General features: G+C 70.7%; 14 protein-coding genes, 1 tRNA gene and 1 pseudogene. 4 read left to right on the forward strand and 12 right to left on the reverse strand.

The genetic code is table 11. The annotated features are described in order from the left end of the window. Positions 1-185 precede the first annotated feature (185 nt). The 3 genes and pseudogenes from QZ483_RS07580 to QZ483_RS07590 form a co-directional block, all read left to right on the forward strand. Positions 186-740, forward strand: a pseudogene (locus QZ483_RS07580) (hypothetical protein); the annotation flags it as partial. A 90-nt stretch (positions 741-830) separates the two neighbouring features. After that, positions 831-1,775: a proline/glycine betaine ABC transporter permease gene (locus tag QZ483_RS07585; protein ID WP_297082596.1), complete on the forward strand. Its 945-nt coding sequence runs from the start codon at positions 831-833 to the stop codon at positions 1,773-1,775. Between the two features lie 147 nt (positions 1,776-1,922). Continuing rightward, on the forward strand, positions 1,923-2,846 hold the full coding sequence (locus tag QZ483_RS07590; protein ID WP_297082568.1) for a glycine betaine ABC transporter substrate-binding protein: 924 nt from the start codon (positions 1,923-1,925) through the stop codon (positions 2,844-2,846). 96 nt (positions 2,847-2,942) lie between these two features. On the opposite strand, the gene QZ483_RS07595 is transcribed toward QZ483_RS07590, so the two are convergent. The 7 genes from QZ483_RS07595 to QZ483_RS07625 form a co-directional block, all read right to left on the reverse strand. Further along, entirely contained in the window at positions 2,943-3,404 is a 462-nt protein-coding gene (locus QZ483_RS07595) for a thioesterase family protein (RefSeq protein ID WP_297082570.1), read from the reverse strand. A 24-nt stretch (positions 3,405-3,428) separates the two neighbouring features. Then, a complete protein-coding gene (locus QZ483_RS07600; RefSeq protein WP_297082572.1) occupies positions 3,429-3,827 on the reverse strand; it encodes a hypothetical protein in 399 nt (132 codons plus the stop codon). A 3-nt stretch (positions 3,828-3,830) separates the two neighbouring features. After that, the gene (gene ettA, locus QZ483_RS07605) at positions 3,831-5,513 is read right to left on the reverse strand and encodes an energy-dependent translational throttle protein EttA (RefSeq protein ID WP_297082575.1); all 1,683 of its coding nucleotides are present in this window, start codon (positions 5,511-5,513) and stop codon (positions 3,831-3,833) included. Between the two features lie 174 nt (positions 5,514-5,687). Continuing rightward, on the reverse strand, positions 5,688-6,209 hold the full coding sequence (locus QZ483_RS07610) for a single-stranded DNA-binding protein (protein ID WP_297082578.1): 522 nt from the start codon (positions 6,207-6,209) through the stop codon (positions 5,688-5,690). A 144-nt stretch (positions 6,210-6,353) separates the two neighbouring features. Continuing rightward, positions 6,354-7,226 (reverse strand): pyrroline-5-carboxylate reductase, encoded by an 873-nt coding sequence (proC, locus tag QZ483_RS07615; protein ID WP_297082580.1) that lies wholly within the window; start codon positions 7,224-7,226, stop codon positions 6,354-6,356. A gap of 121 nt (positions 7,227-7,347) precedes the next feature. Further along, a complete protein-coding gene (locus QZ483_RS07620; protein WP_297082582.1) occupies positions 7,348-8,721 on the reverse strand; it encodes a GTPase in 1,374 nt (457 codons plus the stop codon). After that, a complete protein-coding gene (locus QZ483_RS07625; protein ID WP_297082584.1) occupies positions 8,718-10,307 on the reverse strand; it encodes a GTPase in 1,590 nt (529 codons plus the stop codon). The genes QZ483_RS07620 and QZ483_RS07625 overlap by 4 nt, the downstream gene beginning before the upstream one ends. A gap of 195 nt (positions 10,308-10,502) precedes the next feature. On the opposite strand from QZ483_RS07625, the gene QZ483_RS07630 reads away from it, so the two are divergent. Continuing rightward, positions 10,503-10,575: transfer RNA gene (locus tag QZ483_RS07630), tRNA-Arg, on the forward strand. 186 nt (positions 10,576-10,761) lie between these two features. On the opposite strand, the gene QZ483_RS07635 is transcribed toward QZ483_RS07630, so the two are convergent. The 5 genes from QZ483_RS07635 to QZ483_RS07655 form a co-directional block, all read right to left on the reverse strand. After that, positions 10,762-11,781: a LacI family DNA-binding transcriptional regulator gene (locus tag QZ483_RS07635; RefSeq protein ID WP_297082586.1), complete on the reverse strand. Its 1,020-nt coding sequence runs from the start codon at positions 11,779-11,781 to the stop codon at positions 10,762-10,764. Between the two features lie 10 nt (positions 11,782-11,791). Then, a complete protein-coding gene (locus tag QZ483_RS07640) occupies positions 11,792-13,309 on the reverse strand; it encodes a sugar ABC transporter ATP-binding protein (protein WP_297082588.1) in 1,518 nt (505 codons plus the stop codon). A 58-nt stretch (positions 13,310-13,367) separates the two neighbouring features. Then, positions 13,368-14,387: an ABC transporter permease subunit gene (locus tag QZ483_RS07645; RefSeq protein WP_297082590.1), complete on the reverse strand. Its 1,020-nt coding sequence runs from the start codon at positions 14,385-14,387 to the stop codon at positions 13,368-13,370. Beyond that, complete coding sequence (locus QZ483_RS07650; RefSeq protein WP_297082592.1) at positions 14,384-15,448, reverse strand: ABC transporter permease; 1,065 nt, start codon at positions 15,446-15,448, stop codon at positions 14,384-14,386. The genes QZ483_RS07645 and QZ483_RS07650 overlap by 4 nt, the downstream gene beginning before the upstream one ends. Then, positions 15,445-16,140, reverse strand: a 696-nt coding sequence (locus tag QZ483_RS07655) for an ATP-binding cassette domain-containing protein (RefSeq protein ID WP_297082594.1), incomplete at its 5' end; no start/stop codon positions are given. The genes QZ483_RS07655 and QZ483_RS07650, both read right to left, overlap by 4 nt.

Genomic DNA, 16,140 nt, shown 5'->3' on the forward strand with positions numbered 1-16,140 from the left:
CCCGCTCGACGGTCGGCACGCTCACCGAGCTCAACGACTACCTCAAGCTCCTCTTCGCCCGGGCCGCGACCGGCCACGACCCCGCGACCGGCGAGGAGATCCGCCCCGACTCCCCCGAGTCCGCCGCCGCGTGGGCGCTCGATCATCTCGACCGCGAACAGGTCCTGGTCACCTTCCCGGTCCCGATCTCGCCCGACACCCGGACCGCAGACCTCTTCCCCTTCCTCAACCAGCAGGGCTACCTGCGCATCCTCCTCGACGGAGCCGTCCACCGCACCGACGAAGGGCCGTCTTCAGTCGGCAAGCTTCCATCGGCCATCGACGTCATCCAGGACCGGCTCACGGTGTCGAAGCGCACCCGCACCCGCCTCCTCGAGGCCCTCGAGCACGCCTTCCTCCTCGGCAAGGGCGAGGCCTCCATCGTGGCGGGGGCATCCTCCTCCCGTCCGGGACAGGAGGGTTCCGCCCCTTCCCGGCAGTTTTCCTCCAAGTGGCAGAACCCCGCCACCGGCTTCACCCTTCGCCCGCCGACGCCGGCCCTGTTCTCCTTCAACAATCCCCTCGGCGCCTGCCCCAAGTGCCGCGGCTTCGGACGGGTCATCGGGATCGACCTCGACAAGTCCGTCCCCGACCCGAGCCTGTCGATCGCCGGCGGCGCGGTGAAGCCCTTCCAGGGCGAGCGCGGCGAGGAATGCCAGCGCGACCTGCTGCGCAACTGCCGCGAGCGCGGCGTCGACGTCCGCGCGCCGTGGGAGGACCTCGACGAGGACACCCGGGAGTGGATCTACTACGGAGACCGTCCCAACGCCGCACTCGGGGAACTCGAGGACCTGTGGCGGGACGGCGGCTGGTACGGCGTCAAGGGCTTCTTCGACTGGCTCGAGAACACCTTCTCGTGGTTCTTCGAGTTCCTGCGCGAGCTGTTCATCGGCATGGTCGACGCCGTCGACTGGGTCTTCGCCACCCCGCCGGCACTCGTGGTCATCGCCATCGTCGCCATCGCGGCCCTGTTCGCACGGGGCTGGAAGTTCGCGATCGGCGCCGCCGTGGGCCTGCTGTTCATCATGAGCGTGGACCAGTGGGACAACGCCGTCGACTCGCTCGCGCTCGTGCTGGTCGCAGCGTTCCTCGCTGTCGCCCTTGCCGTGCCGCTGGGTATCTGGGCCGCACGCAACGACACCGTCTCGAAGATCGTGAAGCCCATCATGGACTTCCTGCAGACGCTGCCCGCCTTCGTGTACCTGATCCCCGCGATCGCGCTGTTCCGTGTAGGCGTCGCGCCCGGCGTGGTCGCCACCCTGGTGTTCGCGATGGCGCCTGGCGTGCGCCTCACGGAGCTGGGCATCCGCGGCGTCGACAAGGAGGTGGTCGAGGCCGGCGAAGCGTTCGGCGCCACCCCGCGCCGCATCCTGCGCCAGATCCAGATCCCGCTCGCGATGCCGTCGATCATGGCCGGCATCAACCAGATCATCATGCTGTCGCTGTCGATGGTCGTCATCGCCGGCTTCGTTGGCGCTGGCGGCCTCGGAGGCGACGTCGTGCAGGCGATCTCCGCGCTCAACGCCCGCCTGGGCTGGGAGGCCGGACTGTCCGTCGTGGTGCTCGCGATCCTGCTGGATCGCTTCACCGCGTCCTTCGGTCAGGGCATGGGCCTGTACTCGCACTGGGCTCGCCAGCGCAAGCTCAGGCGCGAGCAGGAGGAGCAGGCGCGCATCGACGCTATGGAGCTCGAGGCGGCCGGGGCTCGCCGCGAACCGGGGTCAGCGGGCGCCTAGCGCTCAAACAGGACCCCCGCATCGGCCGTTCCCACCCGACCACAACACCACACAGACTTCGCGTCCCACCCGGGGCGCGAGCACCCCGCCCACTGGCGGAGTGCTTCCACGGCACCCGGAGATCCCTGTGCCGAGAAAGGGAGAAACATGTTCAAGCGCACTGCCACCGCCTTCGCGGTGACGGCCGCTGCGGGCCTCGTGCTCGCGGGCTGCTCGTCGGCCGACGACGAGGGCACCGAAGACGCCGCTGACGACACCACTGAGGAGTCGACCGACGACGCCATGGAGGGCGGCGACCTGACGCTCGCCGTGTTCAACGGCTGGGACGAGTCGCTCGCGACCTCGCTCCTGTGGGAGGCCATCCTCGAGGACAACGGCTACACCGTCGAGCTCGAGTACGCCGACCCGGCCGTCGTGTTCCAGGGTGTCGCCGACGGCGACTACGACGTCGTGACCGACGTCTGGCTGCCGCTCACCCACGCCTCGTACATCGACGAGTTCGGCGACCAGATCGAGGAGCTCGGCGCCTGGTTCGACTCCGCCGCGCTCACCATCGCGGTGAACGCCGATGCGCCGGTCGACTCGCTCGCCGACCTCGCCGCCGCGGGCGACGACTTCGGTGGCCGCATCGTGGGCATCGAGCCCGGTGCCGGCCTGACCGCCACCACGCAGGACGCGGTCATCCCGACCTACGGCCTCGAGGACTGGGAGTTCATCACCTCCTCGACCCCGGCCATGCTGTCGGAGCTCGACACCGCTCTCGCCAACGGTGAGAACATCGTCGTGACCCTGTGGGAGCCCCACTGGGCCTACGGCGCGTTCGACATCAAGAACCTCGAGGACCCCGAGGGCACGCTGGGCGAGGCCGAGAGCATCGTCACCTACGCGCGCTCCGGCTTCTCCGAGGACCACGCGCAGGCCGCTGAGTGGCTGTCCAACTTCACCATGGACGCTGAGCTCCTCTACGACCTCGAGAACCAGCTCCAGGGCGCGGACTCGGGCGACTACGAGTCGGTCGTGGCCGACTGGATCGCCGCCAACCAGGAGTGGGTGGACTCGCTCACCGCGTAAGTCCGCTCCTGCTTCACGGAAGCGCCGGTCACCTGCGGGTGGCCGGCGCTTTCGCGTGCGCGGGAGGATTGCGCAGGGCCGATGCGGTGGCTCGGCTCAGCGCCGGAACTGGACGGGCTCGTCCATGTGGGGCTCCCAGGCGGCTCGCTCCGTGGCGCTGATGCGACGGGGGCGCTGGGTCTCAGGGTCCATGAGCACCAACGTCGTGGCTGCACGGGCGAAGACGACGGGTTCCTCCGACCCCACCGGCGAGCACACCTCGTAGCAGATCTCGATGCTCGCTCCCCCGAGCGATCCGATCCACAGCTGCACGTCGAGCGGCCTGCGCAGGTACGGCACCTGCGCCAGGTACTCGATGCGCTGGCCGGCGATGATCGTGGTGGTCGGTGCACCCGGACCCGCGGCGAGCACGGCCGTCGAGGACTCGTTGTCGGCGTCGGCCCAGAACACGCTGATGCGCGCCTCCTCGAGCAGGCGCAGCATCGCCGTGTTGTTGACGTGGCCGTACGCGTCGAGGTCGGACCAGCGCAGCGAGATCGGGACGTGGATGCGGCTCATGGCGCCACGGTAGCGGTCACGTGGCTACTCCGGCTCGTCCTCCTCGCGCCTGGTGCGACCGCGGTCCTCGCGCGTGCGCGGGTCGGTCGATTCCTCGTCCGCCCAGCGCCCGCCCTTGTCGAGCTTCGACAGGTCGACCCACTCGGTGGGCTCGCGCGCCTCGCGCTGCGCCTTGTCGAACTGCACCGACCGGCGCCACATCACCAGCAGCACGACCACCCCGGTCGCGACGACGGCGAGCAGCACCATGATCGACGGGAACAGCCAGCCTGGCGCCTCCGGCCAGATGGTCGGATCCAGGTAGAACGGGTCGAGCGGGGTGCCCGACGGCGCCGGAGACGGCTCGACCGAGTCCGCGACGCCGAGCGGCTCGGCGAGCGCGGCCACCGCAGGCGCCGCGGCGCCGACGGCTGGAACCGTCACCCGTCAGTCCCGCGTGAGCTTGCGGTACGTGACGCGGTGCGGGCGCGCGGCGTCGGCACCCAGGCGCTCGACCTTGTTCGCCTCGTAGGCCTCGAAGTTGCCCTCGAACCAGTACCAGTTCGCCGGGTTCTCCTCGGTGCCCTCGTAGGCGAGGATGTGGGTCGCGACGCGGTCGAGGAACCAGCGGTCGTGGCTGACCACCACGGCGCAGCCCGGGAACTCGAGCAGCGCGTTCTCGAGAGAGCCCAGCGTCTCGACGTCGAGGTCGTTGGTGGGCTCGTCGAGGAGCAGCACGTTGCCGCCCTCCTTGAGCGTGAGCGCGAGGTTCAGACGGTTGCGCTCACCGCCCGACAGCACGCCCGCGGGCTTCTGCTGGTCCGGCCCCTTGAAGCCGAACGCGGAGATGTAGGCGCGCGACGGCATCTCGACCTTGCCGACGTTGATGTAGTCGAGGCCGTCGGACACGACCTCCCACAGCGACTTCTTGGGGTCGATGCCGCCGCGCGACTGGTCGACGTACGAGATCTGCACGGTCTCCCCGACCTTGAGGTCGCCGTCGTCGAGCGGCTCGAGGCCCACGATGGTCTTGAACAGCGTGGTCTTTCCCACGCCGTTGGGGCCGATCACCCCGACGATGCCGTTGCGCGGCAGCGAGAACGACAGCCCGTCGATGAGCGTGCGGCCGTCGAATCCCTTGTTCAGGTCCTTGGCCTCGATCACCACGTTGCCCAGGCGCGGGCCCGGCGGGATCTGGATCTCCTCGAAATCGAGCTTCCTGGTCTTCTCCGCCTCGGCGGCCATCTCCTCGTAGCGGGCGAGGCGGGCCTTGGACTTGGTCTGGCGGCCCTTGGCGTTCTGGCGGACCCAGTCGAGCTCGTCCTTCAGCCGCTTGGCGAGCTTCGCGTCCTTCTTGCCCTGGACCTGGAGGCGCTCCTGCTTCTTCTCGAGGTACGTCGAGTAGTTGCCCTCGTAGGGGTAGAGGCGGCCGCGGTCGACCTCGCAGATCCACTGCGCAACGTGGTCGAGGAAGTAGCGGTCGTGCGTGACGGCCATGACGGCACCGGGGTACTTCGCGAGGTGCTGCTCGAGCCACAGCACGGACTCCGCGTCGAGGTGGTTCGTGGGCTCGTCGAGCAGCAGCAGGTCGGGCTTCTCGAGGAGCAGCTTGCACAGCGCGACGCGGCGGCGCTCACCACCGGAGAGCACGGTGACGTCGGCATCCGCGGGCGGGCACCGCAGCGCGTCCATGGCCTGCTCGAGCTGACTGTCGAGGTCCCAGGCGTCGGCGTGGTCGAGCTCCTCCTGGAGCGTGCCCATCTCCGCGAGCAGCGCGTCGTAGTCGGCATCCGGGTTCGCCATCTCCTCCGAGATCGCGTTGAAGCGGTCGAGCTTGCGCTTGATCTCGGCGACGCCCTCCTCGACGTTGCCCAGCACGGTCTTCTCCTCGTTGAGGGGCGGCTCCTGCAGCAGGATGCCCACCGTGTAGCCAGGGCTGAGCCGGGCCTCGCCGTTCGACGGCTCCTCGAGGCCCGCCATGATCTTGAGGATCGTGGACTTTCCAGCGCCGTTGGGGCCCACGACGCCGATCTTCGCGCCCGGGAAGAACGCCATCGTCACGTCATCGAGGATGACCTTGTCGCCGTGCGCCTTGCGCGCCTTCTGCATCGTGTAGATGAACTCAGCCACTGCTGCTCCGTGAAGTCGTCGTGGGGCGCTGAGCGCCCTCGGGGATGTCCGGAGACCAGCCTACGCGGTTCGCTGAGTCCCGCCGGGCCGATGCGCGGGCGGGGGCGAGAGGCGACGCGGCACCCCGCGCGCCGCGCGAGGGGGTGCGGGCGCGCGGGGTGGGTCCGGCGAGGCTCAGGCCAGCACGGCTGCGCGGTCGTCGTCCTCGTGCGCGACGTCCGGCTCGAGGTCCGTGGCGTCGCTCGCATCGTCCTCGACGTCCGGGGCGGCGGCGCCTCCGCTCGCGCTGTCGACCCCCGGCTCGGGCTCGTCGGGCTCGCCATCCGCGACCACCGTGCGCGTGAAGTCGGCCACCCCGCGGGTCAGGTCGTGACCCACGGCATTCGCGTCGAGCTGCAGGTCGAGGTGGAGCTTGTCGTTCTGGTCCGTCCACTCGTTGGTGCGCAGCCGGCCCTCCACGATCACGGGCTGACCCTTGGCCACCGACTTCTGCACGGTCCAGGCGGCGTCGCGGAACACCCGCACCGTGAACCACACGGTGCTGCCGTTCGCCCACTCCTGCTTGGCGCGGTCGAAGTACCGCGCGGTCTGCGCGAGCCTGAAGGAGCACATGTCCGTGCCCTTGTCCTCGCGGGTCATCACCATCCTGGGATCGGTGGCGACCCATCCGGTCACCGTCATGCTCAGCTCATTCATGTCGCCTCCTCGGCTCGCGCCGCGACCGTCGCGGCTGCGGCCAGGCTCGCGGAGGGCCGATGCGCGGGTCGAGTGCGCGGGCGCGCTTCCGTGGACGAGGGCGATCGCAGGCGTCCTGGGGACGGTCGAGGTGAAAGGGCGGCCTCAGCCCTTCGCGATGGTCCGCGAGCGCTCCATGGCCGCCTCGATCGCGTCGCGCACCGTCTGCGGCACGCCGCGCTCCTCCATCGTGGAGATCGCGGCGTGCGTCATGCCGCCGGGGCTCGTCACCTCGGCGCGCAGGTCCGCGGGCTCGCGGCCGCTCACGGACAGGTACTCCGCCGCTCCCCCGATGATGCGCGGGAGGGCTCGCGCGGCGAGGTCGGGATCGAGACCCTGATCGGCCGCGGCCGAGCGCAGCGCCTCGATCAGGTAGTACGTGTAGGCGGGCGCCGCTCCCACGAGGGCACCAAAGGCGTCGAAGACCTCCTCCGGCACCTCCTCGATGTCCCCCGTGGGCGCCAGCAGCGCGCGGACGCGCTCGAGGGTCCCGGCGGGAGCACCGGGCGCCACGGCGACGCCCGTGACGCCGCGCCCGATCGCGACCGGCGTGTTGGGCATCGCCCGGACCACGACCGCGTGCTCGGGCAGAGCCGCCACGATGTCCGCCACCGTGACGCCCGCGGCTACCGAGATCACCAGCGTCCCGGGCTCGACCGCATCGGCGATCTCCTGAGCCGTCGCCACGATGTCCTTGGGCTTCACGCCCAGGATGACCGCATCGGCCCCTTGCACGGCCGCCACGTTGCCCCCCGGATCGTGCTCGAGCGCGACGTGCGAGACCCCGGGCGCGACGGCCGCCCAGGCCGGAGCGCTCGTACGAGTGGTGAGTCTCAAGTGCGGGCTGCCGGGCGCATCGGCCAGTGCCCAGGCGATCGCGCCGGCCATGTTGCCCGCGCCGATGACCGCGACCTCGGTCGCGCGCCCGTGCGGGTCCGTGTAGGGCAGGTCGCGCTCGTGCGGGGCGTCGGTGCTCATGGGCCTCTCCCTCCGGCGCCGCGGACTCCTGGGCCCGGCGCCGCTCACTCCAGCTCGGTCAGCTCGTCGAGCGCCCGGTAGGCCTGATGGATGGTCTCCGTGGGCTCGATGAGACCGGGGGTCACGGCCTGCGAGACCGCGGCCCGGCCTGTCTCGAGCGTACGCTTGCGCGCCGCGCTCGCCACCGTGGTGGGCGTTCTTGTAGAAGTGCCGGTGATGTTGTCGCTTGTGGCCTTCGCCAACCGGACCCGCGCCCGGTTCGCCGGCGCTTGACGGGGCAGGCCCGCGCGGGAGAGTGGGGAGCATGTACGCCATATCGCTCACCACGATCCCCCTGCGCCGGATCGATGGTCGGCCACGGCGCGTCCTCGAGAGCCTCCTCGATGCGCCGGGCGAGCTCCGAGGCCGGCTCGACGGCCTCATCGACCACCTGGCGCCACGTGGGCGGCAGCCCGTCCGTCGCGGCATCGATCCAGTCCAGCCGCTCGCGCCCCACGCCCGCGACCGGCGCCTGCCACTGCGCGGGATCGTCGATCCCCGCACCCTTGGCGCGCGCGGCCGCGGCCTCGGCCCGAGCGTCGACACCGGCGACGCGGGCGAGAGCGGCGACGAGCTCGTCGGGGTCCGGCAGAGTCGGATCCGCGTCCTTCGCGAGCGCCCCGGCGAGAGCACGGCCGGCGGCCACGAGGTCCGACCTCACCGCCTCCGCCGCCACCGTCCGCGCCGACACGGCGCCGCCCAGCTCCGCCCTCAGGATCTCGAGGCCATGGCCCGTGCGCGCTGACACCGGCATCACCGGCACCTGCGTCATCCCGTCCACGGCGAGGAGGCGCTGCAGGTCGCGGGCCACCGCCCAGGCGTCCTCGGTCGACAGCCGGTCCACATGGTTGAGCACCACGAGGGACGGGCGGTCGCGCTTGGACGCCGTGGCCAGGTACGCCGAGTGCAGGGCGTGGTCCGCGTACTTCTGCGGGTCCACGACCCACAGCAGCAGGTCCGCCATCGGGACCACGCGGTCGACGATGCCGCGGTTGTCGGGATTGATCGAGTCGTGGTCGGGCAGGTCCAGCAGCACCAGCCCGTCGAGACTCGCCTCGTCCTCGGCATCGAGGGGGTCGAAGTCGCGCTCGAGCCGCCGGTCGGCGCGCACCTCGAGCCAGTCGAGCAGGGCCGATGCGCCCCCTCCCCAGACGGCGGCGCTGACATCGGAGGTCGTGGGGCGGGCGACGCCCGGGACCGCGAACTCGCGCCCGGCGATCGCGTTGAACAGGCTCGACTTGCCCGAACCGGTGCCGCCGGCGATCGCGATCACCGTGTGGTCGACGCCCATCGCGAGGCGCTCGTCGCACCGGCGGATGGTCGCCTCCACCTGCTCGCGGACGTCGCTCGGGATCGCGTCCGAGGCCCACTCCATCGAGGAGCGCAGCCGGTCCACGCGCTCCCGCAGCGCCGTGGTCTCGTCGCGCGGGGCGACGTGCTCGAACTGGACGGTCACATCAGGCCCCTGAGCTCGGCTCGCCGCAACCGCACCACGGACGAGGTCTCGGGCAGCAGCGATGGCACGTCCGTGGGCTTCATCATGTCGAGCGCCTCGCGGTTGATGCAGTAGCGGCGGGCGCCGGTGAGCTCGGCCTGCGCGAGGTGGACCGCGTCGCCCAGCGCGGGCGTCACGAGCGTGCCCAGGAGGGAGCGTGCCTCGGGCACCCCGAGAGCGGCGCTCGCGAGCGCGATCGCGACGCCCTCCTCGCCGATCACCTCGGCGCCCCTCGACGCGCCCGGGATGCGCATCGCCTGCTCGGCGACCTTGGTGAGCCAGGCCCTCGTCGCATCGGCCGCTCGCCTGTCGCGCACCGCGCGCGCCTCGCGGGGGTCGCTCTGGGCGGCCAGCCACCGGCCCGGGGACTCGTCGCCGTGGGTGAGGGCGGCCACCATGGCGTCGGAAGCGTCGGCGGCGGCCGATGCGAGGGTCGCCTCGACCGCCTCGAGCAGGTCCGCGCGGATCTCCGCGAGCACGGCGTCGCGCTGCTCTCGGGCCGAGCGCCGACGCGCCCACGCGCTGTGACGGATCTTGTGCAGCGGCCCGCCCTCGCCGCGCGCGGCCTCCCACCGCGCACGCAGGGATCCCGTGCTGATCTCCTCGTACCAGGCGTCGCCTCCGGCGTGCTCGGCCTGCGCGGCGCAGCGCCTGACCTCGGCGCGCACCTCCTTCGCGGCGGCCGCCTGATCGTCCATGCGCTCCGCGAGCTTCTCGAGCCACTCCTTGAGCGTCTCGGTCGCGCCATGCATGGTGCGCTCCACGATCGTCTCCGCGGACGCGGCGGCGACGCCGTCGAGCCAGCGGCCCAGGCCACCCACCACGTCGCGCGGCAGGTTGAGGCCGCCCTCCGTGTCCTCGGGGATCACGAACAACGGCAGCGACTCGAGGTTCTCGTCGGTGAGGCGGGCAACCAGCTCGCGCCGCACCTGCGCGGCGACGTCGACGGTCACGCGGTTCAGCACCATCGCGATCGACGCGCCGCGCTCGGAGCCCCGCCGCAGCGCGTCCCACGGCACGGCGTCGCCGTAGCGGGCTGCGGTCGTGACGAAGATCCACAGGTCGGCGGCCTCGAGGAGGCGTTCGGCGATGTCGCGGTTCTCGCCGCGCACCGAGTCGAGGTCCGGCGAGTCGATCAGGGCGAGTCCGCGCGGCACGGCCTCGGTCGCGATGACCGTCGCCTCCTGCGCGATCGTGCTGAGCACGTCGGCATCGAGCGGGTGGTGGAAGACGTGCGGGATCTTGGTGGTGGGGCGCAGCACGCCCGATGCGGTCAGCTGCTCTCCCAGCAGGGCGTTCACCACGGTCGACTTGCCCGCGCCGGTGGATCCCGCGACCACCACGATCGCAGGAGACGCCTCCTCGCGCACGCGCGGGATGAGGTGGTGATCGAGCTGCTCGACCATGTGCGCGCGCAGGCGCTCGGTGTCCTCGGCGTCGCCCAGTGGGATGGGGAACTCCAGGTCCGCGACCACGGAGCGCGTGTCCACCAGGGCGTCGAGAAGCGCACCAGGGTACGACCAGGTCTTGATCGGCCGGATGGTCATCCCCTGCGGTCCCTCCTGTATCGCACGGCGTAGGCGGCTTCCGCCCTGCCTAGGCTACCGCCTTCGAGCCCACCGTCGCCGCCGCCGGGCCGCCGCGTCCCCACGTCTGCGAGGCACGACGCGCGGCGCCCGGTCCCCGTGCGCCAGGGCGTGGGCCGCTCGCGGCTACCCTGGTGGCAGGCGCTCGGGCGCCGGGCCCCCGTAGCTCAATGGATAGAGCAACGGCCTTCTAAGCCGTAGGTTGCAGGTTCGAGTCCTGCCGGGGGCGCCCGACATCCACACTGGTTCTCCACTGGGGTACCGGACCAGGTCGAGTTCCACGCTGACGCTCCACTGCAGCGCTCAGGTTCTGGAGCCGCTCATGGGGCTCTGCAGTGGAGCGTCAGTGTGGATTCCGGAACGCAAGCGGATCCTGGTGGAGCGTGAGCGTCGCGCGAGAAAGAGGAGCGCGTGCTCAGTCCGCGTCGAGGGCGCGCGTCGAGCGCCGCACGATGAGCTCCGTGGGCAGAGGCGTGTCCGACGCCATCTCGCCCTGCTCCTCGAGCGATACCAGGACCTTCTGCAGCATCATGCGGCCGAGCGCCTCGAAGTCCTGGCGCACGGTCGTCAGCGGCGGGTACAGGTATCCGGCCTCCGGGATGTCGTCGAAGCCCACGATCGAGACGTCGTCCGGGACCAGGAGGCCACGCTCGCGCAGCGCCGAGAGCACACCGATCGCCATCTGGTCGTTGCCGACGAAGATCGCGCTGTCGGGCGCGATCTCGAGCTCGGAGCCGATGCGGTAGCCACTCGCGGCCGTCCAGTCGCCGTGCGACGGGTCGACGACCTCGAGCCGATGCGTGGCCAGCTCGCGGCGCCAGCCGCGCACGCGCTCGGTGGCGTCCGGCGCGGACGCCGGCCCGGCGATGTGGAGGATGCGCTCGTGGCCCAGGTCCACGAGGTGCTGGACGGCGGATCGGGCTCCGCGGAACTGGTCGATCGACACGAGGTGCGGGCTGCGGGTCTCGGCCGAGCCGGCGATCACCAGCGGAATGCCCAGGTCGAGCCCTCCCACGAGCTCGAGCACGCTCGCCTCGGCGACCAGCACCACGATCGCGTCGACGCGCTGGCGCAGCAGCGCCTCGACTGCCGCCCGCACGGCTCCCGGGTCGCCGGGAGCGGTCGAGATCGTGTCGACCGAGTAGCGCGCGGCGTGAGCCGCCATGGTGAAGTGCATCGCGATCGACGTCGGGCCGTGCGACGACACCGCTGGGTTCACGAAGCCGAGCGTGCGCGTCCTGCGGGTGACCAGCGCGCGAGCCGCGGGCGAGGGGCTGTAGCGCAGCTGCGCGATGGCGCTCTCCACGCGCTCGCGCGTGGCGGGCCGGACGTTCGTCATGCCGTTGATGACACGCGAGACCGTCTGGTGCGACACCCCCGCGAGGCGGGCGACGTCGAAGATGTTGGCGGCGCGCGGCTGCTTGTCGTCTGCCATCAGTCGCCCGTCACGCTTCCGGCAGATCGGGTCGGGCGACGAGCGCCATGAGCGAGTCGACGTCGACGTCTGCGGAGGCGACCGTCTCCACGATGTGACCGTCACGCAGGATCGCGACGCGGTCACCCACGCGCAGCACCTCTTCGAGCTCTGCGGAGATGAACACCACCGACAGGCCGTTGTCCGCCATCTCCCCCACGAGGTTCTGGATCTCGACCTTGGCGCCCACGTCGATGCCTCGGGTGGGCTCATCGAGGACGATGAAACGCGGCGAGATTGCGAGCAGGCGCGCCAGCATGACCTTCTGCTGGTTGCCTCCCGAGAGGTTGCGCACCGGGACGTCGACGTCCGCGGGACGGATGTCCAGAGCCTCGACCCAGCTCGTGGCGAGCTCGCGCACCTTGGTGGCGCTCAGCGGGCGCAGCGCGCCGCGCTGCGCCTGCAGGGCGAGCGCGATGTTCTCGGCGATCGACATGTCCCCCACGAGGCCCTCGGAGCGCCGGTTCTCCGACGAGTACACGACGCCCAGCGACAGCGCCTGGCGGGGGGTGTCGAGCGCGTGAGCCTCGCCCTCGATGCGGATGATGCCCGCATCGGGCCGGTCGACCCCGGTGAGCGCCCTTGCCAGCTCGGTCCTTCCGGACCCGAGCAGCCCGGCCAGCCCCAGCACCTCCCCCTCGGCCACGTCGACGTTGGCGCCCACGATCCCGGCGCCGGAGCTGAGGTCGCGAGCGCTCAGGAAGGCGACCTCGCTGCCGATCGCCTCCTCCACTCGCTCGCGCGCCTTGAAGAACGACGCCTCGCGGCCGAGCATCTTCTGCACCAGGTCGATGCGGAGCAGCTCGGTGGTGAGGTACTCGCCCACGAGCGCGCCGTCGCGCAGGACCGTGATGCGGTCGCAGATCTCGTAGACCTGGTCGAGGAAGTGACTGACGAACAGGATCGCGACGCCGCGCTCCTTGAGGTCGCGGATCACGCGGAAGAGCTCCGCGACCTCGTCGAGGTCGAGGCTCGATGTCGGCTCGTCCAGAACCAGGACCTTGAGGTCGCGAGAGATGGCGCGCGCGATCGCCACCAGCTGCTGGACGGCAAGCGAATGGGTTCCCAGCGGCGCCGCCGGATCGAGGTCGAGGCCCAGGTCGTGCAGGATCACCCGAGCCCGCTCCCGCATCGCCCGGCCGTCGATCATGCCGAGCCGCCGCGGCTCGCGGCCCAGCAGGATGTTCTCGGCAATGGAGAGGTTCGGCAGCAGGTCGATCTCCTGGTAGACCGTGCTGATGCCCGCCTCCTGGGCGTCGTGCGGGCCGTGGAAGGCGCGCGCCTCGCCGTCGAGGATCAGGGTTCCGGCGTCGGGCGTCAGAGCCCCGGTCAGAGCCTTGATGAGGGTCGACTTGCCCGCGCCGTTCTCGCCCATGAGCGAGTGCACCTCGCCGGGGAACATCCGGAAGTCGACGTGATCGAGCGCGACCGTGGCTCCAAAGCGCACGGTCGTGCCAGTCAGCTCCACCAGCGGCCGCGCCTCGTCCACGCCGTCATCTTGGCACGGACGAGGCGCGGCGGAGGAGAGCCTGCGCGGGTGGTTCAGGTCAGCTTCCGCGTTCGGAGCGGGCGACGATCGCCCTCTGGACGACGATGAACAGCAGCAGGAGGAGCCCGACGATGATGTGCGTCCACGACTGCTCGGCTCCCATGAACGAGATGATCGTCTTGATGGTGCCGTAGACGAACACGCCGATCATCGAGCCCAGCACGTAGCCGCGTCCGCCCGTCAGCAGCGTGCCGCCGATCACGACGATGGCGATGACATCGAGCTCCGTGCCGATGCCGTTGCGGGGGTAGCCCGCGCCGGAGTACGCCGTGAGCACCAGACCCGCGAGGCCGCCGCACAGGCCCGAGATCACGTAGACCATGACCTTGGTGCGGGGGACCTTGAGGCCCATGAGTCGCGCGGACTGCTCCGACCCACCGACCGCATACACCGTGCGGCCGAATCGGGTCTTGTGCATCACGACTGCACCCACCGCGACGGCGAGCAGCGCGAGGATGCCGGTGGGCGTGATGTACCAGTCGCCTATGCGAATGCGGGTCGACTGCAGCCACAGCACGACCGGGTCCTCGACCCGGATCGAGGACAGGCTCACCACGAACGCGAGTCCTCGCCCCAGGAACAGTCCGGCGAGCGAGGCGATGAACGGCTGGACGTTGAAGTGCTGCACCAGCACGCCGATCAGCAGGCCGATCAGCGCCCCCGACACCAGCATGACCGGAATCGTGATGACGGCCGGCACGCCGCTCGACAGCAGGCTCGCGCCGAAGATTCCGGTGAACGCCATGACGGATCCGACGGACAGGTCGATCCCCGCCGTGACGATCACGAACGTCATGCCGACCGCGAGGATCATCAGGTAGGCGTTGTCGAGCAGCAGCGCGGACATGTTGCGCGGCGTCAGGAAGTTGCCGAAGTACAGCTCTGCGCCCACGAGGAGCAGGATCAGGATCGCGATCGCCGCGAACGTCGGCAGCACCGATGCGTGGCGGTTGGTGAAGGTGCCCACGCGCTCGCCGAGCCCCTTCTTCGCGGGTGCAGCGGTCTCCATGGCGGTCATCGCGCGACCTCCTTCTGACGTTCGGGGCTGCTGGGCGCATCGGCCTCCCCGTCGCTGTGGCGGAACCGAGCGCCCACCGACCGGCCCCAGCGGTGCACGCGGGGCGACTGCACGAGCACCACGAGGATCACCACGACGGCGAAGAACACCGGGCTCTGCGCGGGCGGGACGCCCAGGAACAGGATGGTCGAGTCGAGCGCCTGCACCGTCAGCACGCCGATCACGGTGCCAGCGATCGAGAACTTGCCGCCCATGAGGCTCGTGCCGCCGAGCACGACCGCGAGGATCGCGTACAGCTCGATGAGGTAGCCGGCCGCGTTGGCATCGGCGGCCTTGATGTTGGCGGCGTAGATGACGCCGGCGATGCCCGCCAGGGTCCCGGAGGCGATGTAGGCCGTCCAGATGATGCCTCGCGACCTGACACCGGCCAGGCGGCTGGCCTCGGGGTTGATGCCCACCGCCTCGGTGAGCATGCCCAGCGCGGTCCTGCGTTCGATCACGCCGACGATGATGACGAACGCGAGCCACACGAAGAACGCGAACGGCAGGATCAGCAGGTAGCCGCTCGCGATGAAGGACAGCGGGTCCGAGTTCACTGTGGTGATGAATCCGTCAGTGATGAGCAGCGCGGCGCCGCGGCCGGCGAGCATCAGCACGAGTGTCGCGATGATCGGTTGGATCCCGAGCACCGAGACCAGGAAGCCGTTCCAGGCGCCCAGGACCAGGGCCACCAGGACGGCGACCACGATCGCGATGAGCACGGTGCCCAGGCTGTTGGGGTTGGAGGACGGGCTGTCGATGATGGTGAGCGCCACCGCTCCCGACACCGCCATGACGGCTCCCACCGACAGGTCGATGCCGCGCGTGGCGATCACGAGCGTCATGCCCAGCGCCACCAGCATCAGCGGCGCGCTCTGGCGCAGGATGTCGATGAGGGCTCCGTAGAGCTGGCCGTCGCGCACGGTGATGCGCGCGAAGTTCGGGTTGGCGACCACGTTGACGATCAGCAGCGTGACGAGCGCCGCCGCCGGCCAGAACAGCCGGTGCTTCACGAGCCTCATCGGGCCACGCTCCCTTCCTCGGTGTTGGCGATGTAGTCGATGAGGCCATCGATGTCGATGTCGCTCGGGTCGAGATCGCCGATGTGACGGCGGTCGCGCATCACGACGACGCGCTGCGCGATGCGCAGCACCTCCTCGAGCTCCGACGAGATGAAGATGACGGAGAGACCTTGGGCTGCGAGCTCGGCGACCTTGCGCTGGATGTCCGCTTTGGCGCCCACATCGATGCCGCGGGTGGGCTCGTCGAGGATGAGCAGCTCGGGCTGGGTGGCGAGCCAGCGCGCCAGCAGCACCTTCTGCTGGTTGCCGCCGGACAGGTTGCCGATCGGGATCGTCGGGTCCGCGGGCCTCACGCCGAGCGCGGTCATGTACTCGCCCACGATCGCGTCGCGCTCGGCCTTGGGGATGGGCTTGAGCCATCCGCGCTGGGCTTGGACGCCCAGGATCATGTTCTCGGCGACGGTGAGATCCGCGACCACCCCCTCCGCGCGGCGGTCCTCGGACGAGAACGCCATGCCGTGTCCCATCGCCTGCCGCGGGTTGTGGATGCGGGCGGCGTCGCCGTCGAGCTCGATCGATCCCGAGTCCGCGCGGTCGGCGCCGTACAGCAGGCGCACGAGCTCCGTGCGCCCCGAGCCCAGGAGGCCGGCGATCCCGACCACCTCGCCGTCGTAGACGGACAAATCCGCGGG

Origin of the sequence: uncultured Demequina sp. (genome assembly GCF_913055775.1) — a bacterium.
Taxonomy (GTDB): domain Bacteria; phylum Actinomycetota; class Actinomycetes; order Actinomycetales; family Demequinaceae; genus Demequina.

Bases quoted from the DNA above. Each gene is read 5' to 3' on its own strand.
- QZ483_RS07590 (WP_297082568.1), top strand. From the start codon at position 1,923: ATGTTCAAGCGCACTGCCACCGCCTTCGCGGTGACGGCCGCTGCGGGC.
- QZ483_RS07595 (WP_297082570.1), bottom strand. From the start codon at position 3,404: ATGAGCCGCATCCACGTCCCGATCTCGCTGCGCTGGTCCGACCTCGAC.
- QZ483_RS07610 (WP_297082578.1), bottom strand. From the start codon at position 6,209: ATGAATGAGCTGAGCATGACGGTGACCGGATGGGTCGCCACCGATCCC.
- proC (WP_297082580.1), bottom strand. From the start codon at position 7,226: ATGAGCACCGACGCCCCGCACGAGCGCGACCTGCCCTACACGGACCCG.
- QZ483_RS07625 (WP_297082584.1), bottom strand. From the start codon at position 10,307: ATGACCATCCGGCCGATCAAGACCTGGTCGTACCCTGGTGCGCTTCTC.
- QZ483_RS07635 (WP_297082586.1), bottom strand. From the start codon at position 11,781: ATGGCAGACGACAAGCAGCCGCGCGCCGCCAACATCTTCGACGTCGCC.
- QZ483_RS07645 (WP_297082590.1), bottom strand. From the start codon at position 14,387: ATGACCGCCATGGAGACCGCTGCACCCGCGAAGAAGGGGCTCGGCGAG.
- QZ483_RS07650 (WP_297082592.1), bottom strand. From the start codon at position 15,448: ATGAGGCTCGTGAAGCACCGGCTGTTCTGGCCGGCGGCGGCGCTCGTC.